Source organism: Nitrospirota bacterium (genome assembly GCA_016214855.1).
Lineage (GTDB): Bacteria > Nitrospirota > Thermodesulfovibrionia > Thermodesulfovibrionales > UBA6898 > UBA6898.
Window position 1 is genome coordinate 1 of the sequence record JACRMT010000017.1, and the last position, 20486, is coordinate 20486.

The 20486-nt window shown below is 52.6% G+C and carries 21 protein-coding genes and 1 CRISPR repeat array; of the genes, 6 read left to right on the forward strand and 15 right to left on the reverse strand.

Annotation, left to right across the window (positions count from 1 at the left end; genetic code table 11):
• Positions 1 to 165: 165 nt before the first annotated feature.
• The 3 genes from HZB62_14135 to HZB62_14145 all read left to right on the forward strand — a co-directional run bounded on the left by HZB62_14135 (position 166) and on the right by HZB62_14145 (position 2208).
• A complete protein-coding gene (locus tag HZB62_14135) occupies positions 166 to 798 on the forward strand; it encodes a DUF3786 domain-containing protein (protein MBI5076288.1) in 633 nt (210 codons plus the stop codon).
• Between the two features lie 33 nt (positions 799 to 831).
• Complete coding sequence (locus tag HZB62_14140; protein MBI5076289.1) at positions 832 to 1752, forward strand: hypothetical protein; 921 nt, start codon at positions 832 to 834, stop codon at positions 1750 to 1752.
• 255 nt (positions 1753 to 2007) lie between these two features.
• Positions 2008 to 2208 (forward strand): hypothetical protein, encoded by a 201-nt coding sequence (locus tag HZB62_14145; GenBank protein ID MBI5076290.1) that lies wholly within the window; start codon positions 2008 to 2010, stop codon positions 2206 to 2208.
• A 31-nt stretch (positions 2209 to 2239) separates the two neighbouring features.
• Here HZB62_14145 and HZB62_14150 read toward each other — a convergent pair whose 3' ends face one another.
• The 5 genes from HZB62_14150 to HZB62_14170 all read right to left on the reverse strand — a co-directional run bounded on the left by HZB62_14150 (position 2240) and on the right by HZB62_14170 (position 7942).
• On the reverse strand, positions 2240 to 3007 hold the full coding sequence (locus HZB62_14150; protein MBI5076291.1) for an MBL fold metallo-hydrolase: 768 nt from the start codon (positions 3005 to 3007) through the stop codon (positions 2240 to 2242).
• Between the two features lie 19 nt (positions 3008 to 3026).
• Positions 3027 to 4034: a GGDEF domain-containing protein gene (locus HZB62_14155; GenBank protein ID MBI5076292.1), complete on the reverse strand. Its 1008-nt coding sequence runs from the start codon at positions 4032 to 4034 to the stop codon at positions 3027 to 3029.
• A 222-nt stretch (positions 4035 to 4256) separates the two neighbouring features.
• On the reverse strand, positions 4257 to 5591 hold the full coding sequence (locus HZB62_14160) for a hypothetical protein (protein MBI5076293.1): 1335 nt from the start codon (positions 5589 to 5591) through the stop codon (positions 4257 to 4259).
• Positions 5592 to 5759: 168 nt separating this feature from the next.
• Positions 5760 to 6527 (reverse strand): general secretion pathway protein GspB, encoded by a 768-nt coding sequence (locus HZB62_14165; GenBank protein MBI5076294.1) that lies wholly within the window; start codon positions 6525 to 6527, stop codon positions 5760 to 5762.
• A 5-nt stretch (positions 6528 to 6532) separates the two neighbouring features.
• On the reverse strand, positions 6533 to 7942 hold the full coding sequence (locus tag HZB62_14170; GenBank protein MBI5076295.1) for an AAA family ATPase: 1410 nt from the start codon (positions 7940 to 7942) through the stop codon (positions 6533 to 6535).
• A gap of 282 nt (positions 7943 to 8224) precedes the next feature.
• Here HZB62_14170 and HZB62_14175 point away from each other — a divergent pair, with 282 nt between their 5' ends.
• The gene (locus HZB62_14175) at positions 8225 to 9295 is read left to right on the forward strand and encodes a response regulator (GenBank protein MBI5076296.1); all 1071 of its coding nucleotides are present in this window, start codon (positions 8225 to 8227) and stop codon (positions 9293 to 9295) included.
• An 18-nt stretch (positions 9296 to 9313) separates the two neighbouring features.
• On the opposite strand, the gene mfd is transcribed toward HZB62_14175, so the two are convergent.
• From mfd to HZB62_14205, 6 genes are all read right to left on the reverse strand, one after another.
• Positions 9314 to 12604, reverse strand: a complete 3291-nt coding sequence (gene mfd / locus HZB62_14180) for a transcription-repair coupling factor (GenBank protein ID MBI5076297.1) — start codon at positions 12602 to 12604, stop codon at positions 9314 to 9316.
• Positions 12605 to 12609: 5 nt separating this feature from the next.
• Positions 12610 to 13068: a D-glycero-beta-D-manno-heptose 1-phosphate adenylyltransferase gene (gene rfaE2, locus HZB62_14185; GenBank protein ID MBI5076298.1), complete on the reverse strand. Its 459-nt coding sequence runs from the start codon at positions 13066 to 13068 to the stop codon at positions 12610 to 12612.
• 262 nt (positions 13069 to 13330) lie between these two features.
• Positions 13331 to 13777: an NUDIX hydrolase gene (locus tag HZB62_14190; GenBank protein MBI5076299.1), complete on the reverse strand. Its 447-nt coding sequence runs from the start codon at positions 13775 to 13777 to the stop codon at positions 13331 to 13333.
• On the reverse strand, positions 13774 to 14181 hold the full coding sequence (locus HZB62_14195; protein ID MBI5076300.1) for a YbgC/FadM family acyl-CoA thioesterase: 408 nt from the start codon (positions 14179 to 14181) through the stop codon (positions 13774 to 13776). The genes HZB62_14190 and HZB62_14195 overlap by 4 nt, the downstream gene beginning before the upstream one ends.
• Before the next feature lie 2 nt (positions 14182 to 14183).
• A complete protein-coding gene (rseP, locus tag HZB62_14200) occupies positions 14184 to 15263 on the reverse strand; it encodes an RIP metalloprotease RseP (protein ID MBI5076301.1) in 1080 nt (359 codons plus the stop codon).
• Positions 15260 to 16414 carry a 1-deoxy-D-xylulose-5-phosphate reductoisomerase gene (locus HZB62_14205; GenBank protein MBI5076302.1) on the reverse strand — a complete coding sequence of 385 codons (1155 nt, stop codon included), beginning with the start codon at positions 16412 to 16414 and terminating at the stop codon, positions 15260 to 15262. The genes rseP and HZB62_14205 overlap by 4 nt, the downstream gene beginning before the upstream one ends.
• A 313-nt stretch (positions 16415 to 16727) precedes the next feature.
• Here HZB62_14205 and HZB62_14210 point away from each other — a divergent pair, with 313 nt between their 5' ends.
• Positions 16728 to 16982: an AbrB/MazE/SpoVT family DNA-binding domain-containing protein gene (locus HZB62_14210; GenBank protein ID MBI5076303.1), complete on the forward strand. Its 255-nt coding sequence runs from the start codon at positions 16728 to 16730 to the stop codon at positions 16980 to 16982.
• On the forward strand, positions 16969 to 17358 hold the full coding sequence (locus tag HZB62_14215) for a type II toxin-antitoxin system VapC family toxin (protein MBI5076304.1): 390 nt from the start codon (positions 16969 to 16971) through the stop codon (positions 17356 to 17358). Before HZB62_14210 ends, HZB62_14215 begins: the two co-directional genes overlap by 14 nt.
• Positions 17359 to 17387: 29 nt before the next feature.
• On the opposite strand, the gene HZB62_14220 is transcribed toward HZB62_14215, so the two are convergent.
• The 4 genes from HZB62_14220 to cas4 form a co-directional block, all read right to left on the reverse strand.
• On the reverse strand, positions 17388 to 17837 hold the full coding sequence (locus HZB62_14220; protein MBI5076305.1) for a tetratricopeptide repeat protein: 450 nt from the start codon (positions 17835 to 17837) through the stop codon (positions 17388 to 17390).
• 101 nt (positions 17838 to 17938) lie between these two features.
• A CRISPR array of direct repeats spans positions 17939 to 18301; the repeat unit is 32 nt; unit sequence GTTTCAATCCACGCGCCCGCGCGGGGCGCGAC.
• 206 nt (positions 18302 to 18507) lie between these two features.
• Positions 18508 to 18798: a CRISPR-associated endonuclease Cas2 gene (cas2, locus tag HZB62_14225; protein ID MBI5076306.1), complete on the reverse strand. Its 291-nt coding sequence runs from the start codon at positions 18796 to 18798 to the stop codon at positions 18508 to 18510.
• A gap of 9 nt (positions 18799 to 18807) precedes the next feature.
• The gene (gene cas1c, locus HZB62_14230; GenBank protein ID MBI5076307.1) at positions 18808 to 19839 is read right to left on the reverse strand and encodes a type I-C CRISPR-associated endonuclease Cas1; all 1032 of its coding nucleotides are present in this window, start codon (positions 19837 to 19839) and stop codon (positions 18808 to 18810) included.
• Entirely contained in the window at positions 19836 to 20480 is a 645-nt protein-coding gene (cas4, locus tag HZB62_14235; GenBank protein ID MBI5076308.1) for a CRISPR-associated protein Cas4, read from the reverse strand. Before cas4 ends, cas1c begins: the two co-directional genes overlap by 4 nt.
• Positions 20481 to 20486 lie beyond the last annotated feature (6 nt).

The following is a 20486-nucleotide window of genomic DNA, read 5'->3' on the forward strand; positions in this document are numbered from 1 at the left end:
ATACATTGTTACAGATTCTCTCGATTACCCTTTTCGAGAAAATGTCTTTACAACAAGCACTTCAGACTATAGAAGAAAGATCAAATATGTTAGACAGCCAAAACCAGTTGAATTTATTCAGTTCTTAACCGGACACTAGTGCTGAGGTATTTATTATAATAATAGATGGATCTTATACCGATCAAGATCGAACACGGCGAGGCTAAAGCATGGGAACTCGTCTGTGGGCTTTCCCGCGCTGATGTTTCAAAGAGGACCGGGACGGTTTATCATGAAAAGGCCGAGGCCTATATTCTCAGATCCTATGGTATTGATTTTCATGTAAATCCCTGCGAGATGCTGATCGCCTGCCCCTCGAACCCTGACTCGTTCTTCCTCGGAAAGCTGAATGATTTCTTCAGAATGGCAGTACTCTGGTATATGTCCAATGCCAAGGATATCCCTCCGACCGGAAAGCTGATACGCCCGACAGATGTAAAAGGCGGTCACCGCTTCACCACCGGAACCCATGTACTGCCGGTCGACATGATCGCCGAGAGATTCGCACATGACAGCGAAGGCTTTATCAGCAAGGGTCGGGAATATGGCGCAGAGGTCGTTGCAGGCTATGGAGACGCCTATCTGCGCTTTTATCCGCTGCCCCGTGTTCCGGTCACCATGATCCTCTGGCTTGAAGATGAGGAGTTCCCGCCGCGGGTTGACCTCTTCTTTGACTCAACCTGTGAGTTTCAACTTGCCCTTTCCGACGTTGTCTGGGCAGTCGCCATGATGACCTGCGTGGTCATGATCGATGGCTGACAGGACCGTATTGCCGGACAGGTATGCACCGTGATGATCAGGGTGCTCATATCGCTTTTCATGGCGGGCTGCCTCTTCCCTTCACCCTATGCTCAGGCAACGGAACCGCAAACCGCTGCCGTTAATTTTCTCCGCACCAAGTATCATAAGATCGAGGCGAAGTTACAGAAAAACTCTTTCAACATGCCTCTCTATATAGAATCGCGGGAAGAAGAATTCAAGGCAGCCGTAGATGTTTACGGCATTGTAGATCATCCTTTCGAGATGGTAAGCCGTATGCTCGAAATACCGGCAAACTGGTGTGACATCGCACTGCTTCATATCAATGACAAAGCCTGTACCTATACGAAATCTGATAACACATGGCTCGTGACCCTCTATAGCGGCCGCAAGTTCTATCAGCCGCCTGAGGATGCGCATCAGCTGAACTACGTTTTCCGGGTCAGGACTCAGCAGCATGATTATCTTGCCCTGCAGCTCAATGCGGCTCAGGGTCCTCTCAGCACAAAGGACCACTGGATCAATGCCGAAATAATACCACTGGATAAGGACAAGACGCTCATACATCTCAGCTATGCATTCGGATACGGCCGTCTCGGACGCATGGCCATGAAGACTTACTTTGCAACGATCGGCCGCAGCAAGATCGGATTCAGCGCTGTCGGCACTGATGACCATGGCAATCCGGTGTATGTGGGCGGCATAAAAGGCGCGATCGAGCGCAATGTCGTTCGGTACTACTCGGCAATACTGGCATATCTTGATTCGCTGAAATTTCCTGCTGACCAGCAGTTCGAAAGACGCATCAGCCGTTGGTATGATCTGACCGACCATCATAAAAAACAGCTCCATGAGCTCGAAAAAGAACAATACCTTGCCAATAAAAGGCTGGAGCTGAAAAATCAGATGCTGCTGAAGAAAGCTGCGGCACAGGAAGTGACGCGAAAACTGTAAAAAAGACGTACACCGGCATACGATCCGTTCTCGGCACGGTCAGCCGGATTCCTCCGCAGCAATGCTATCGCTGCAGTTCATAATTTCTTCGCTGAAGCATCTGTCCCGCCTGCTCCCCCCCACCACAGGATGTCGATTAACCGGATACATCTCAATTATTGTTTGACAGGCGATCTGACTTGAGGGAAAATGGAACAAGAGAAAGCACACATTGCCTGAGTGTGAGCACCAAGGGCAGGCTGAAGGAGGGAGGAGATGGAACAGCAGGAGCTTTTTGAGAAGATGAAACTGGCTATCGATAGAGAATATGAGGCCTATCTGCTCTATAAGGATATTGCAGAGAACAGTGGGGAACCGGAACTCAGGGTCATCTTCGACCGCATTGCCAGTGAGGAATATGAGCATCGTGAAATTATATTGAAGCGGTATAAGATTCTGAAAAAATTGATTGACTGAAGGCGGGCCGCTCCGGCGCGGCACGAACGCATCAAATGCTCAGGATATCCGACGTCGTATATCTGCTCGCTATATAAAGCGGAAGCCTGGGGTGGACTACCTTCCGGTGTGTTGCAATGGCCAGTGACGCCTTGTTATTCTGTTCCGAGAGATGCGCCAGGCAGGCCCACTTCAAATTCCTCTGTGATGCGGCCCTGAGCAGCTCTGCGGCTTCGAGATTCGAAAGATGGCCTTCAGGCCCCCTGATCCTTTTTTGGAGAAAAGCGGTATAGGGCCCTCTTGCAAGCATGTCAGGATCATAATTGCTCTCGATAAAGACTGCATCAAGCGTGGCTATCACATCCTCAAGCCCGTCAAAGGCATGCCCCAGATCAGTCATGATACCCAGACGTTTATTGCCGGATGTTATGACGAATGCGGCCCCGTCTGCAGTGTCGTGGGGTGTTGGGATTGCATGAACAGTCACCTGTTCAAAATTGATCACGCCGTCAGACTGAAAGAGCCGGACATCATGCAGCTTGCCCAGAGGATGCCGCTTGACCGATATATCGAGGGTCTTTTGTGTTACATACAGCGGCAGACCATATTTCCTCTGGTAGATACCTGCGTATCTGATGTGGTCTCCATGGTCGTGGGATATGATCACCGCATCGACATCGCGGATATCCCGGCCCTGAGCTGCAAGCTTCTTTTCCGCCTGAACACCATTTATGCCTGCATCGATAAGGAGCTTGACGCCGCCTGTTTCGACATAGATGCAGTTGCCGTTGCTTCCTGATTGCAGTGAAAATGCCAGCATCGTAATTCCCGGCCGCCTCCTAAAGAGAGACTACGGTATTCCCTCCCAATTCTTCTGCCCTGCGAAGTGCTGCGTCAAGCTTTTTTATCAACCCGTCCTTGAACACCGAGTCAACAGGAAAGCTCGCTACGCCGATACTATATGTGATCATTCCGTTGGGCTGACTCTCAGACTCCCCGTCAAATCTGAGATTGCCGAGAGATCTCAGCAGTCTTTGCGCTGCAAAGACACCCCTCTCCTTATCGATGCCGGGAAGTATGAGGATAAACTCCTCTGCGCTGAAACGATACAGCCTGTCGCACATGCGGATACTGTATGCAAGGGTCTCTCCGGTCTTCCTGATGAGTTCATCGCCGCGCGCTGTCCCGTGGACCTTATGAAATTTTTTCAGGGAATCAACCGTGATCTTTACCAGCGACAGCGGCCTTCCATACCGTTCAGAACAGGGGATATCGATCTCGATATCATCATTGAACTTCTGCCTGTTATAACAGCCGGTAAGCTGATCCCTGACCGTTGCAGCATCAAGCGAGGACAGAAGGGACAAAAAATCCATCACCATGGCAAGTTCACCGGCGATGAGCTCTACCATGGCAAGGTCCTCGCGATGCAGCGCGTTCGGTTCCGACGAAAAGAGATAGATAAAGCCGCTCACCCTATCCCGCGTGATCACCGGGCTGCAGAGGAGCGACTGGGGCTTTTCTCCGGGGAAGAGCTCGGATATCCGGCACTGTTCAGGCCCGAAAAATATCCCCTCCCGGGCAAGGGCAAATTGTCTCATGAGAGGCATGTCCGATCCGTAATCAGACTCCCCGACCGTTCCCTGAATGCCGGCCGGAACAAGGAGCGAAGTCCCATCATCGCTGCTCAGGAAAATTATGCAGCCTGCCGGATCAAATATCCGGGAAAGCTCCCCGGCATAGATGCCTGCCAGTTCAGGCAGTTCCGGCCGCGTGACGGCTTTTTCCCGGACAGCAGGTATCAGTGATGCAATATCGCGCCACCTGCTTATCTCTCTATCAGGCATACATCCTCTTTTTCATCGCCTGTTTATTATACGTGAACGCAATGAAAATCTACCCGATCGGAAGGAGAGGATCATACAAAACAGACAGAGTTATTGCCCTTATCTACAGGCAGCCTTTAGTCAGTTATTTCAGCAGAACGCGCCCTTCAGGCGGGTGCAGAATATTCCCTGCACCCGCTCTGTACTATCATCAGAAGGGCCCTGGTTAGCTGCAGTTCTCCTCTACCTGGCTTTCCACTGATAGGCATGCGGCCAGCCGGCAGTATTGGAAGAGACCTCGGTGTGGCAGATATGGCAGGCATTTCTCTGTTTTGGCGCTGCGCCGCCGTGCGTCTCTGCAAACTCTGAAAGGCCGTCGCCCCGGGAGCTCCTATGGCACGCGCCGCAGCTGCCGATGGTCTTTGCCTTTCCCTGATACTGTATCGCCTGATAATTATCAGAGGGCTGATCGGTCGGGACCATGGCATGAGGGCTTCCGTGACAGCTTGCACAGAAAAGATTGCCGTGTCCCTTTGCATTTCTGTATAAGACTGAACCGGTGTTGACCCCGCTGACATTATGGCAGGACAGGCACGTCGGTTCTGACACCCACGGCACCCTTCCTTTGGTAATCGAATCCGCAACCTGCTGCATACTGCCGTGGCAGGCAGTGCAGTTTCCGTCCTGAGCAGTATGCGCAGTGCTCCTGTTGCATTTCGTGACAGTCCCCGGGTGACAGTCATAGCAGGAAGCCCCTCGCGAAGCATGCGAATTGTGTATAGCGTAAGAAAGATACTTACCGGAAGATCCCGGCCCGCTCCTGCCCAGGACAGGACTGCCGTGGCAATTCTCACAGAGAACAGGTTTCTGCGTCATGAGCGACGTCCCATGCAGCTGGTCATGCCTTTGGAGCAGGTCATTGAAGGGGTCTGCTCCATGGCATTTCTGGCAGTTTATTTCGTCTGACGTCGGAACCGTCGCGCGGGTCGTTGCAAGAACTTTCCCTGATGCATCTCTAACGTTTATCTCTGCCACCTGATAGGGATTCCATTTTCCATCATCCTCAACAGGGGTCACCGGGATGCCGTCAGCCGCAAAATGATCTCCCTTTGCCAGCATCTGACCGGACAGTCCGTTATGAACGCCGGGGTCAACGAGATTGAGTCCTTTATCAATGGTCAGGTCAACGCCAAACAGCAAGAGGGCATTGCTCCAGAACTGGGAAAAGATCGCGCCAAAGGAATCCTTTTTGCCGGAAGAATAGGTATTGTTCACTATCCGGTAGTCGACCGTTATCCCGCCGACAACGATCCTGGGAGGGTTGCCCTTCTGCACAACCTGGGCTACAAGATTATTGTAGGGCGGCAATATCACTGCCGTATCATACGTCGGATTAAGACAGTGCATCCCCAGATCATTCCAGGCGAAGACCACATATTCGCCTGTTACTGCCGGGGGGACTGCCCCTGATCCGCCGGGTTCATTCTCTTTGCCGCCGCACCCAAACAGGACGAATGAAAAAAGAAACAACAGACAGACATATGGCGCACACCGATACATAACAGACATTCCCTTCATGCTATCTCCTTCATAACGTAATTATCGTAAAATCGTAACATAAAATTTGATCTGTAGAGTTAAATCAGTTTAATGCATGTGAATCTGCAAAACAGACCGGCCTGCGGAGCAGGAAAGGAACCTGGCAAGGGACAAGAAAACCGGATGAGGCTGCCGGCTTATAAAAACCTATCTCTCGGCCCTTACAAGAAAACGGTATTTCCCATAACTGAGGATCACGCCCACAGGGGTGATCTCTTCAAGAAACAGCCCATCCTCCATATTGTATCCTTCAGACATGATCCGGCCGTTTATGCTTACCAACCGGGAATCCTTCCTGTACAGGTGGGAAGTGATCCTGATCTCCGGAAGATCTTTCCTTATTGCAAGAGGCAATTGTTTAAGCTCTGCAAGAGACCCGGCAGGATCGATCCCGGCCGGAACTTCTGCCGGCGTACCCTGCGGCCTTTTCATTGCACTGGCCGGTCTCTCTGCCCCTGTCTGTTCGGGGACAGTGCGGTGTTTTTCCGGTACGGTCACAGACTTGCCTGTCTTCACTGCCCCTGCCTGTTTCTGCTCCTTTGCCGTGACCTTTATATCTGATACCCTCTCCTCCCGGGCAGGAGATCGGGGCGTTTGGACCGATGGAGATGCCAGCGGCTGCGCAGGCAGCTGAGAAGCCTCATGAACAAGGCCCTTTGCAGCAGGAACAACAGGAGGCCGCATCAAGGATGGCCCTTTGAGAAAGGCAGCAACCCCATATGCTGCAGCAACTCCCAGCAGGACTGCAACTGCAGCAACGAGCGTTTTCTTCGGACCGGCAGGAACCGGATCAACGTTCCGCTCAGGCAGAGGCTCGGCTGCTGCCGCTTCAGGCCTTTCTGCCTGCTTACGCAAAGCTGTTTCCAGTTCGCGCTGCTTGCCTGATCTTTTCAGCTGGTCAAGAATGAACGACATTGCAGTCAGCCCTTTTGACGGCCGGCCCCTGGCCGGGATGCCTTGCGCTGAGACGCATCCGGAGGACCGATCTTTTCCAGTATTATATACTGCCCTGTCCAGCGGGATCGGATATCTGAGATATCAACCTCTTTCTCTGCATCGCCTATTCCGAGCAGCGCCTTTTCGTTCCTTACGGCCTTCATTACCACAAACAAACTTCCCCCGACAGTATCCGAAAGTCTCAGAACTGCGGGGAGCGGCAAAACCCATAGGTCACGTCCGGTTTCCCGGCGGTCCACGCATCGCAGATCGAACAATTCCATGTCAGGACAGAACGTATCTTCCGTCAGGGGACCTGAGGAATTATATGACAGCCCTTTCATTTCCAGAAGACCTTTGTACGCAGCATCCCTGCTTCGTTCCAGTTCAAGCCCTGCCGGCCACCAGACCGCGTGAGAGTCAGCGGATAATGCTGCTGCTTCGCGGTGTGCAGTCAATGGTGCCGCTTTCGGTGCAGGACCATCGTGTCTCGCAAAAAAAAGCAGGGCAGCCAGCATCCCGAATGCCGCACCCCCTGCCGCCCATCGAAGGCGGGGCAGGTTCTCCGGAAGTCTTCTGGAGCGCGTCTCCTGCAATACTTCACGCCCCGCTGCGATAAGGGTCGCACGGGTGACAACTTTTTCCTTTTTCATACAGGCACCCAACAGCGCTCTGTCGCAGACCACATTGATAAGCCTCGGCACGCCGCGGCTCATCCGAAAGAGCGCTCTCATCGCAGACGGAGCAAATACTCTGTCCTTTGCCCCTGCCAATGTCATCCGATGGCTGACATAGGCAGAGACATCCTTTGCTGACAGCGGACCTAAATGGTAGCGTGCCGTGATCCGTTGAGACATCTGTTCGAGCTCAGGTTCTGCCAGCTTATCCCTCAGTTCAGGCTGACCGAGCAGTATGATCCTGAGGAGCTTGCAATCCGCTGTCTCAAGGTTGGTCAAGAGCCTCAGATGGTCTATGACATCAGACGACAGATACTGTGCTTCATCAATAATCAGAAGGGCTTTATGCGCACGGGCGTGGACTGCAAGAAGGTGAGCGCTGATCAGGTCAAAAAGCTCCTTGGTGCCGGCCGCTGCCGGTGGATGCTCAATGCGGAACTCCTCGCAGATAGAAACAAGCAGTTCCTGCACCGTGAGCTTGGGGTTCATAAGAAAGGCAACATCAACATCAGCAGGCATCTGATCAAGAAGCAGACGGCAGAGGGTTGTCTTGCCGGTGCCGACCTCCCCGGTGATCAGGACAAAGCCCCAGTCATCTGCAACACCATACATGAGATGCGCCATTGCTTCCCAGTGCTGCCGGCTCATATAAAGGTACCGGGGATCAGCAGCAAGGGAAAAAGGTTTTTCTCTGAGACCAAATGCTTCGCAGTACATGATCAGCCTGCCGACTGCCCTGCTGCGCTCACGCTGTCTCCGCCATATTCGGCTGTCATGTAAGGATTATACCAATTTTTGTTCTCGGCAAAGGGGATTTATGGCCACGGGAATGTTCCCTGCCGGAGATCCTCCGGCTCGTCCTTAACTCCCGGCATCTTCAGCTTCCCTGTCACGCTTGACATCGCCCGCTCCAGTCTGATAAAAGTACTTTGCGGGTTGATCCCGCAACATTTGCAGCTGACAACAACAAAAAATAGAAGAAGGCAGAAGGCACATCTCATGAACACCCTTGAAGAATATATTCTCGTAGTCGATGATGAAGAATCTATCCGCGTGTACCTCTCTGCACTGCTCAGGAAACACGGCCTGCCTGTCATTGCCTGCGAAAGCGCCGAGGAGGCGCTGGCCTATATACGGGATGAGCCGATCACGGTTGTGCTGACCGACATCAAGATGCCCAATGTCTCGGGCCTTGAGCTCCTTCATGAGATCCGCCAGCTGAACGCCGAAATACCGGTCATCCTGATGACCGGCAATGCTGACCTCGATATCGCCATTGAAGCAGTCAATAAGGGCGCTCTGAGCTTCCTGACCAAGCCCCTTAACCGGGAATATCTGATCAACGCCATTAACCGGGGGTTGGAACGCCGCCGGCTGATCGCGTCGGAAAAAAATTATCTGATCAACCTCGAAGATACCGTTCTCCGCAAGACCCGCGAGCTGGAAGATACCGCCATGATGGCTACAAACCTGAGCCTGGAGCTGATTCAGCGCCTCTCATCAGTTGCCGAAGCAAGGGACAGTTATACCGGCGCTCACATCGCCAGAATCGGCAATTACTCTAAACGCATTGCCGGGCAGATGCATATGTACAGGGAGTTTGTCGAAATCATTGGTGTTGCGAGCTCATTGCATGATATCGGAAAGATCGGCATTCCTGACAAGGTGCTCTTAAAAAAAGACGTGCTTACGAAAGAGGAACATGAGATCATAAAAGAACATACGGTCATGGGTCATGAGATACTCTCCGGCTCATCACATCCCACGATCCAGATGGCAAGTTCCATTGCACTGCATCATCATGAGCAGTGGGACGGCAAGGGATATCCCAGCGGTTTAAAGGGCACGAAGATCCCCATCGAAGCGAGGATCGTCATGCTTGCCGATCATTATGATGCACTCAGAAATGTGCGGCCGTATAAGCGTGCATTCAGTCATGAGGAAACATGCCGCATTATCGTAGAGGGTGACGGCAGGACCACTCCCGAGCATTTCGATCCTGAAGTGCTGGCCGTATTCGCCGAAATAGCGCCTCAGTTTGAGGAGATATTCATTACCTATCAGACATGATGTCAGAAGAGTGAAGGGTCATGAGACAGGCAGTGCCTGCCTCAAGGCATCAACAGCCTGATAGATATCCGCAAGCAGGGTCTCCGCATCCCGCTTCTTCATGTCGATCTCAAAACCGTCAGGCAGGAATTTCATGCGGCCCTGCCATGCCCCGTGCAGGTTAAAGACCATCTCCGGCTGAACAGGCGTGTCAGGGGAAAATACCACTCTCACCCTGTCCTGGACCGACTGTATCTTCAGCGTCATAAGCTCCCGTGCTGCCAGTTTCAGCCTCATGACCGCAAGCAGATGGGATACTTCCTGCGGCGCCTGACCGAACCGGTCCCTCAGTTCCGCCGCAAGCTCCTCCATATTTTTTTCCGTTTTCAGGGATGAGATGCGGCGGTACAGGCCCATTCTGATCATCACATCCTCAACATAGGTCTCGGGTATGAATGCCGAGATATTGAGGTCAATCACCGGATCTATCTCTTCCCTGATATCTTCGCCCCTGAGTTCGGCAACAGCCTTTTCAAGCATCTCGATATACAGGTCAAAGCCGATCTCATGGATATGACCTGACTGCTCAGGCCCAAAGATATTTCCGGCTCCGCGGATCTCGAGGTCCTTCATCGCAAGCCTGAATCCTGCGCCGAGATAACTCATCTCCTGCAGGGCCTGGAGCCGCTTCTTGGCCTCGTCGCTCATCAGCGATTCTCCGGGGATGATGCAGAAGGCATATCCTCTGAGGTTGCCTCTTCCGACCCTTCCCCTGAGCTGATACAGATCGGCCAGCCCCATCTTGTCAGCCCTGTTGATGATGATCGTGTTCGCCCTGGGGATATCCAGCCCTGATCCGATAATGGATGTCGAGAGCAGGATATTGATATCCATCTCAAAGAACCGGTGCATGATATCCTCAAGCTCCCTGTCCGGCATCTGTCCGTGCGCAATGGCAAGCCGTGCCTCAGGTACAAGCATCTGAATGCGCTGGCCTATCTTGTAGATATCGCTGATCCTGTTATGCACGAAAAAGACCTGCCCGTTCCGCTCGAGTTCCCTGCTTACGGCATCCTTTATCAGCTTCTCATCATATATCGTCACGGTCGTCCTGACCGCAAGCCTCTCCTCAGGCGGTGTTTCGATCACACTGATCTCACGGATGCCGGAGAGCGCCATATGGAGGGTGCGCGGAATGGGCGTTGCGGTCATGTTCAGCACATCCACACTGCGCGCAAGCTCCTTGATCCTCTCCTTCTGGCCGACGCCGAATTTGTGTTCTTCGTCAACGACCAGGAGGCCGAGAGCGTTGAATGCGAGTTTTTTGGAAAGAAGGGCATGCGTGCCAATCACAATATCCACTTCTCCGGAAGAGATCGCCTTCATGGTGTCATTGATCTCCTTGCGCGACCTGAACCTGCTGACATGGTCGATCCTGATCGGAAATCCGGAAAACCTTTCCCTGAAATTGCGATAGTGCTGCTCTGCAAGGATCGTCGTCGGCACCAGCACTGCCACCTGCCGGTTATCGTACACTGCCTTGAATGCAGCGCGCATTGCCACCTCGGTCTTGCCGTACCCCACATCTCCGCAGAGGAGCCTGTCCATCGGTTTTTCCGACTCCATATCCCGTTTGATATCGGCTATGGCGGTCAGCTGATCAGGAGTCTCTTCATACGGGAAAAAGCCGTCAAACTCCCGGTGGAGCTCAGTGTCAGGGGTAAAGGTAAAACCGCGGGCGACCTTCCTGCCCGCATAAAGAGCAACAAGTTTTTCGGCCAGTTCATGGACCCTTTTCCGGGCCCGCTCTTTTTTCTTTTCCCAGGTCTTTCCGCCCAGCTTGTCCATGTTCGGGACAACGCCCTCTTCTGAACGGTATTTGGAGAGCGCCTCGATGTTCTGGATAGGGATGTAAAGTCTGCCGTCCTGATACTCAAGCTGCATCAGCTCAAGTTCTGTCGAGCCGCTCTGCCTTCTGACGATGCCGGAGAATTTGCCTACGCCGTGGTCACGATGAACAACAAAATCGCCCGGCACTATATCATCGAGTGAGGCGAGAAGATTTGCGACCTTGGACCGCTTCTGCTGGCGATACACGCGGCGCTCGCCAAAGATCTCCCGTTCGGTGAGGATAAGCAGCCCTTCAACATGAAGACCGGAAGACAGCCTGCCTTCCGTAACCGAAAGCCTGCCCTCAAATGCAGCCAGTTCCTGCAAGGCAACACGCGGCAGGCCGATCTCCTGCTCCCTGAAAAGATCGCGCAGCCTTTCTGCCTGACCCTCGGAAGGCAGTATGATCATCACTCTCTGTTCCTTCGCGATCCCTGCAATGATCCCGGGCAAAGACTCGAGGCTCTTCCGCTCCTCCGGCAGGATACCAAGACCGCTCACCGAAACAAGTCCTGCATCGACCTGACGCATGACCGGCAGATCTGCCTCAGGAGCTTCGTCCGGCAGGACCCCTGCTTCAAAGGAATACCGGGAGAGGAATGTTGTCTGTTGGGGAAGAGCCTCTTTCTGATCAGGCGAAAAGAGACAGTACCAGCGCCTGTCACCGGCAATATCCTTGAATCCCCAGCTCAGTTCAGGCTCCTGCGCAGGAAAGATGGTAATATCGTCAACGTCTTTGATTGACTTCTGGCTTTCGAGATCGAACATCCTCAGCTGCTCAATCTCGTCGCCGAAGAACTCAATGCGGACAGGATATTCTGACGTTGAAGGAAACACGTCGATGATCCATCCCCGCTGACTGTATTGCCCCTTCTCCGTTACCATGGAGGCAGTCCGGTATCCAAGGTCTATAAGAGCCTGTTCAAAGGCCTGCCGGTCCTGCTGCGCCTTAAGCCTTACCCTGAGCAGCTGCTCATCCAGCAGTTCCCGGTCCCAAAACCCTGCATGCAGGTTCTGAAACGATGTGACAAGGGAATCCTCCGGCTTCAGGCTGAGGATGATCCCGGCACGCTCACCGGCAAACTCAGGCCCCTCTGCCTCAGGCATGAAGAGCACCTTCCTGCTGAAACAATCAACACCCTCCCCTTCATCCCCTCCCCTCAAGGGAGGGGCAGTATTATTACCCTCTCCCGCCGTGGGAGAGGGCGAGGGTGAGGGGAATGCATTTATGAACTCCTTCTTTATCAGAAATAACTGCGCGTAGAAATCAATATCCTTTTTCAGTGCCTCTGCGCTCTGGCTGTCCTTCTCGATAGCAACAAAGGGGCCGGGCGCAAGGGCAAGCAGAAGCGCAGCAGATGATCCGGTGAGATTATAGACGCGGGCATTCCCCTCAAGGAAAGGCAGGAATCTCTTGTTCAGCAATGAATGGAGGTTCAAGGATGCTACGCTGACTCTAAGATCTTCTCTATGATCCGGGTGGTTGAAAGCCCTCTGACATAAGGAAGGCTGCGGGTCTCTTTTGCAATGTCCGAGCCGACGATATCCTCAGGCTTCCAGTCACCGCCTTTCACGAGTACATCAGGCATCACTGCCCTGATAAGATTGTACGGCGTCTTCTCGCGGAAGATCACGACATGATCGACTGAAGCAAGGCCCGAGAGGACCTCTGCCCTGTTCTTTTCGGAATTGACCGGTCTGCCCGGCTTGATGCCGGAAACAGACGCATCAGAATTAAGCCCGACAATAAGGACATCGCCCAGCTTCTTCGCCTGCTTCAGATACCGCACATGACCGGCATGAAGGATATCAAAACAGCCGTTCGTAAAGACGATCTTCCTGCCGTCCTTCCTGAGCCTGTCGCAAATCTTTTTTATGCCCTGCCTGTCCTGTATTTTTTTCATGGAGTCCTCAAGGTGTTGCAATGGTTTTCTTCACCCCCCCTCCTTACCAAGAAGAGGGTTCGATTCCTTCCGCTGTCGCCAAAAGTTGCAATGGTTTTCTTCAACTCCCCTCCTTACCAAGGAGGGGTTGGGGGAGGTTATGACAAAATGCCTATTCAAACCCCACCTCGCCTCCCCTTGGTAAGGGGAGGGATAACCCCACTCGGGATGAATAGAGAAGTCACGCTGACCCTCTCTGAAATTATCTGCCATAGCGGCAGAACTATGCCTGCATCTCCTTCAGCCTGGCGAATGCCTTCTCCAGGATCGAACGGTCGCCCCGGTAGCTGATCCTTTCAAAGGCACTGTCAAATGAAACCCATTCAGCCATTTCAACCTCTGCATCATGGTCTGAGGTCTCGCCCTTCACATACTCCATGAGATAAAAAGAGACCGACTTCCTGCATTTCGTATTCTCATCTTTGATATAGTACCAGTAGCTGATGTCTCCCAGTTTATCTACGATCCTGCCGGTCAGACCTGTCTCTTCCCTGACCTCCCTGACCGCAGTCATCTCAGGCGTTTCTCCCTTATCAATAATGCCCTTTGGCAGGCACCAGGTCTTGCCGCCTTTGACAGAGACCAGGGCGATTTCAGTGCCGCCCGGGGTCCTCCTGAAGATTACCCCTCCGGCAGATGTCTGCTTGATCAGCGAAGCGGGTTTTATCATCCCTGACCCTCTTCGCTTACCGCCTGCATAATGTCCTGCCGCAGCCGCAAAGGTTTCATCGCCGGGTTCACACAGCCGAGCTTCACAACTGCCTGCACCAGACGTTCGTTGGTTGCATCGCGCCTGATCTCATGCCTGAAGCTTATGGATGCAGGACCGACCCGGTCAACAACGGTCTCTATGGCAAGGACATCGCCGTATCTTCCCGGTGAAAGGTATTTCAGGGATGCCTCGGCAACGACAAAAAAGATCTTGTCGTCAATAAGCTGCTTCATGCTTATGCCCTTTGATTCAAGGAACTCGGTCCGGGCCCGCTCGCAGTATTTCAGATAGTTCGCATAATAGACGACATTGCCGCAGTCAGTATCTTCATAATAGATCCTGATCCTGAGAATATGGGCCATGCTCAGAACGTCTTCCCGGTAATAAGCCTGACAATATCATTGTAAAAGGCAAAGGCCATAAGACTGAGCAGCAATACCAGCCCGATCTTCTGGGAGATGATGATCACCTTGTCGCTGAGCGGCTTTCTCCTGATCGCTTCAATGCCCATAAAAAGGATATGCCCGCCGTCGAGCACCGGGATCGGCAGCAGGTTCAGCACGCCCAGATTGATACTGATAACAGCCATAAAGGTGAAGAAACTCATCGCCCCGTGGCTCGCCTGCTGGCCTGCCATCTGAAATATCATGATCGGGCCGCCGATCGTGTCGGCAGGAATGATCCGCTGAACCAGCTTCACCATCGAAACCAGGGTCAGCACAGAAATATCCCATGTCCGAGAAACAGCAAGGGAAAAGGCGTTGACAATGCCTGTCTGCTTCACCTCAGTCCTGCCCGAAGGGGTTATCCCGATCAGGCCGACCTCTTTATCCTCGCCGAAAAGGTTCTTGACCACCTTCTTCTCCGGCCGCACCATAAGGGTAAGGATGCTTCCGCCTCTGTCGATTTTGATGGCCAGCTCTCTACCCGGCTGCTCATGGATCATCTCTGTCATCTCATCCCATCTGATGATCTGCCTTCCATCGACCTCAATGACCCGGTCCCCTTTCATGATCCCCTGCTGTGCAGCAGGAGAATTGGGCGTGATATCACCGACCTCGGCGAGCATGTACGGCACACCGTTCATGAACACCAGAAAGAAGATCAGCACGGCAAAACAGAGGTTGAAGAACGGCCCGGAAAAAACAACGGAAAACCGTTTCCAGATCGGCTGAGAATTGTACGCCCGGTGTTTTTCTTCTTCAGGAATAACCTCCTCCTCTTCAGGCGTGTCGGACTGGCCTAACATCTTCACATACCCGCCAAGAGGAAATGCGGAGAGAAGGTATTCTGTCTCGCCGTATTTCTTGCCGATCAGTTTCGGACCGAAACCCAAAGAGAATTTCAGCACCTTTATGCCAAGGGACTTTGCAAAGATAAAGTGGCCAAGCTCATGCACAAAGATGAGTATGCCTAACAGTACTGCCGCGTATACGAGCATCATTTTTGTATCTCCTTAATAGAAGACCCGGCGGTAAGCCGGGCCCATCGGTCTGCCGCTATCACCCCATCAAGCGAGGGATGCAGAATTACTGCATGCTCCTTGACGGTCTTTCTGATGATCGCGGGAATATCGTTAAATCCTATGTTCCTGTCGAGAAACGCATGCACAGCCACCTCGTTGGCGGCATTGAGCACGGCAGGCATGGTCCCTCCCTGCCGTATTGCTTCGTACGCATATGTAAGGCAGGGGAAGCTGTCGTGATCAGGTTTTTTGAACGTAAGCGATCCGAGCCGGTCAAGCTCAAGCCCCTGCAGCGGGAGATCGAGCCGGTCAGGCCAGGAGAGCGCGTAAGCGATCGGTGCGCGCATGTCAGGCATGGACAGCTGGGCAAGAAAGGTCCTGTCCCTGAACTCTACCATCGAATGCACAATGCTCTGGGGATGGATCAGCACGTCAACATGGTCAGGGGAAAGATCAAAGAGCCAGCAGGCCTCGATAACTTCAAGCCCCTTGTTCATCAGCGTTGCAGAATCTATCGATATCTTCCTGCCCATGGACCAGTTCGGATGTTTAAGCGCATCCTCTGCAGTTATGTCGTCAAGCTCATCCTTTGCCTTGTTCACAAAAGGGCCGCCCGAAGCGGTCAGCACGATCCTCCTGACATCCTCTTTCCTGCGTCCTTCCAGGCACTGATAAACCGCTGAATGTTCACTGTCAACAGGGATGATCCTGACACCGTTCTTCTTTGCCTCAGCCATGACAATGCTGCCTGCCATAACAAGGGCCTCCTTGTTGGCAAGGCCGACATCCTTGCCTGCACGTATGGCAGTAAGGGTCGGCAGCAGTCCGGCAGCGCCGACAATGGCCGAGATCACGATGTCTGCGCTTTCGTAAGCAGCAGCCTGGTTGATGCCGTCAGGCCCGAAAAGGATCTTTGTATTGTTCACCCGCGCAGAAAGCTTTTCCGCCATCTTCTCGTCCTCAACAGCGACCACCTCGGGTTTGAATGCGCTGATCTGATCTTCAAGAAGGTCAATGTTCCTGCCTGCTACAAGCGCAACTGCCCTGTAGTCTGAGCTGTTCCGGGAGATGACATCGAGAGTGCTCTGGCCGATCGAGCCGGTTGAACCGAGAATGGTGATGCGTTTCATATAGCGGATATTATACTAAATGGGCACAGGTTTTATCCTTTCTCCTGCGGGAGCATGCGATACAGAAACGCCGCCAACGTGACTGCTGCCTCTGGTCTTTAATGCACATGTACCCTTCAGTTACAGATAGACAGTCACATGAAGCCCCTCCTTGCCAAGGACCAAAAGTAGGTGCTTTAAGCAGAAGTGGTTAATTTTCAGATACCCCTCCCGACCTCCCCTTGTAAAGGAGAGGTATAATGACCTTGACCGAAGCTTACCAGATTCCGTATCATAATCTTACAAATATCTTACCTCTGAGGGAGATGCACAGGTGCAGACAACAAGACTGTCAAGTAAAGGCCAAATCATAATCCCCAAGGCATTGCGGATGCGGCATCACTGGGAACCGGGGCAGGAGCTTGTGGCTATCGATAGCGGAGACGGTATTCTTCTCAGGCCCACATCACCCTTCCCCGAAACTTCCCTGAAAGCCGTGGCCGCGTGCCTTCCCTACACAGGCAAGGCCAAGACCCTGGAAGAAATGGATGAGGCAATCAGGAAAGGCGCCAGAGATGACCGGCGTTGACACCAATATCATTGTCCGCCTGCTGACCGCTGACGATCCTTCCCAGTCCGCAAAAGCACGCGCCCTGTTCAAGAACCACGATATATTCATATCAGACACGGTCATGCTCGAAACCGAATGGGTTCTGCGGTATGCATATGGTTTTGAGCCGGCTGCCATACAGAAAGCGTTCTTCGACCTCTGCGGCCTGCCCAATGTGGTGCTGCCCCAGCCTCACCGCATGCTGAACGCTCTTCGATGGTTCTCAGAAGGTATGGACTTTGCCGATGCCCTGCATCTTGCTGCAAGTCAGGACTGCCGCACATTCGTCACCTTCGACCAAAAGATGGCCAAGAGAGCGAAAGGCCTCGGTGACTGCAGTGTAAGAGAAGCATAAAGAGGGAACCGGCAAAACCAACTTTCAACCTAATGGGGATGCTTATGCCTGCGCATGATCAGACCTGCATATCTATTCAGGAAATGTCTGCGGGGAAGAAAAGAGAGGACAGGCGGTTTTCGCATGCCGATCCGCTCCAGGAGTTCGGAGATCTCCGGGTCGTCTCCAAAAGAAAGCCCCCTCCGGAGAACTTCAAGACAGTCGGTCTTGCGTTCAGCCTTCAGGAAGACCTTCCCCAGATTGCGATAGTGAAGAGGATTGCCTGGGTCCTGCTCTATGGCCTCACGGCAAAGCGTTACAGCCTCTGATATTCTTCCTCTCTCGGTCGCAATGCAGAGGCCAAGACATGATTTAATGACCGGCGTCTTTTCGATGTTGTATGCTTTTTCAAAACAGGCAAGAGCAGTCAGGAAATTGCCGGTCCGCAGACAGGTCAATCCCTTTTCAAGCAGTTCATTCGCATCATTACAGGCGTTCATTCGACATCTCTATTATAGTACACGTCAACAGTTTAGACCACAGGCAAATTTTCATATATTCGCACAAGTAATGGGATCGCCCTGACGATCCCACATGAAAAGTTTCAATCAGCGCGCCCGCGCGGGGCGCGACGCGTCTGTTCTGATTCATCGTCAAATCCAAAACGAGTTTCAATCCACGCGCCCGCGCGGGGCGCGACGCAAGATGGGAGATCGACGCGACACAATGGCATGGGTTTCAATCCACGCGCCCGCGCGGGGCGCGACTTTCACGAACTGCGCGAAGTCTACCCAGGGGGAGTTTCAATCCACGCGCCCGCGCGGGGCGCGACTCACAAAGGATGTCACCGTTCATGTCCTTGCCGGGTTTCAATCCACGCGCCCGCGCGGGGCGCGACACGGCAACCGATGTATTTTGCAAGACTGAGAAGCGTTTCAATCCACGCGCCCGCGCGGGGCGCGACATCTAAGCTATAACTACTTAAAACAAAACATTAAAATACAGCCTTTTTGCGAACGTGCATCTTTTGCATTCAGGAACCTTCATGTTTTCAAAGAGCAATTTGTAAAACCCTTTAATTCTAAACGCTATCTTTCTATCTGCGAACCTTCCGGCAAAACTCTGTACATTATAGGTTCGCGCCTAAGGCGACTACTTCTGGCGACCCGCTCAAATGAATAAAGGGCCTTCCTGATCGAACGGCTTATTTGCACCAACATGCTCAACTTTGTGCTTCCAGTTCGATCCAAGATAATAAAATCTCAGGCTGTCCTTCTCCTTGCTTATCTCAGATTCCAGTCGCTCCTTCAGCACAGTCCATTGCGCAGGATCAACAATACATTCAAACACCGACTTTTGCACCCTCTGCCCGAAGTCCTCACACGCCCGCGCAACTCTTCGGAGACGGCGCTGACCTCCATCATCAGACGTAGCCACATCATAACTGACTATCACAAACATAGTGTCCCCTCACTTCCATATAAAAGACGGATAACCATCTATATCTCCCCTCAGATAACGCGCCATTAACAGCGCCTGAGCATAGGGGAAAAGTCCAATTGCAATCTTCTCCTTAAGAAATGGGTGCTCAATCTCCTCCTGCTTACGCTTCTGATAGGCAACAAGAACCGTTTTTCTCGTCTCATCATCCATCAGCACTGCCCCTGATTCTTTTTTTGTAAATCCCTTGGCCTGCACCTGGCAAAGGTTAATCAACGAAAGCGTAAGCCGATCCACCAAAAAAGGCCGAAACTCCTCCATGATGTCGAGCGCCAACCCATAACGTCCCGGACGGTCCCTGTGCAGAAAGCCGACTGCCGGGTCAAGACCGACAGATTCGAGTGCCGAGCGAACATCATGCATAAGAATCGTATAGAGAAAAGAGAGGAGACAGTTCACATAATCCAGCGGTGGCCGCCGGTTTCGCTCATTAAAAGTAAAATCATCCTTCTGGCATGTTATCAGATGGTCGAATGCTCCAAAATAGGAATGTGCCGACTCTCCCTCAATCCCTCGCACAGTATCGAGGTCATGATCACCCTGTAATCTTCGCAACGAATTGGAAAGGACCTGTGATGCCCGCGATATTGCATCAGAATCCACCTTGTCGGCGTGGTCCCTCAACGATCTCTGAAGAACAGTGCGGCAGTTTGCGACTTTGCCGGTCACAACAGCACGAGCTATCGAGGCAGAAGTCTTCAGATCGTCCGCCTGCCGGTACTGTTCACGCCTGAGCAGGACATTGCCGGATACAGGCCCCTGAACTTTTGCAAGGAACCCGCCGTTTTCTGTATGAAAGCTGATTGCAACACCCTTCTCTGCGCAAAAGCCCATCAAGTAGGGGCTGCATGAGACCTGTCCGAAGCAGACAATCCCGCCCAATGTATGCACAGGCAGACGCAGAGCGACTTCTCCGTCAACCTTCACGGCAACGGTCTCACCGTCCTTCTGAAGATAGGCCCCCTGCGTCGTGACGAACAGAGTATTAAGCAGCTTCTTCATTCCGCCTCCATCGCAGACAGCAGATATTTACTCGCTGACTTTGCTTTTGCACAGGTCTTGGGCATGCAGAGTTCAATCAATGAGCATTTATCGCATTTCTTCGCATATTCAGCTTTCGGTGTTACTCCGGCTTCAATAAGCTCATGCACCCTTTGGCTGATTTCAGCCGTTTCCGCGCGAAGCCTATCGTCAAAGACAACATTCTCCCGGCGACGTGTCTGTCCATAGAAGAGCGCACCTGCCGGTATATCCACGTTCAGCATTTCTTCAAGGCAGATTGCCTGAGCACAAAGCTGCACCCTGTCGCAGTCGTCCATCTTTGGCTTCCCGCGCTTGTATTCCACAGGAAACGGCAGCCAGGTTCCGTCATCTCTCTTGTGGAACTCGACCACATCAGCCTTGCCTATAAGCCCCAGTCTGAGCGACCGCATCGGCACGCTATAATCGATGCGGACATTCCCTCGCGATTCGAACTTGTTGCTGTCAGCCTTGTCGTGCATAATCCTACCCTCTGCTGTGAAAAGGTTCTCTGTCCATAGCTGTTCGATATGGATCAAAGCACACTGCCGCTCGCAAAAAACAAAATGCTGCAAGGCAGAAAGCATGATGAGGTTGTCCTCACTATAGGACTTACTGGTCATATTTGA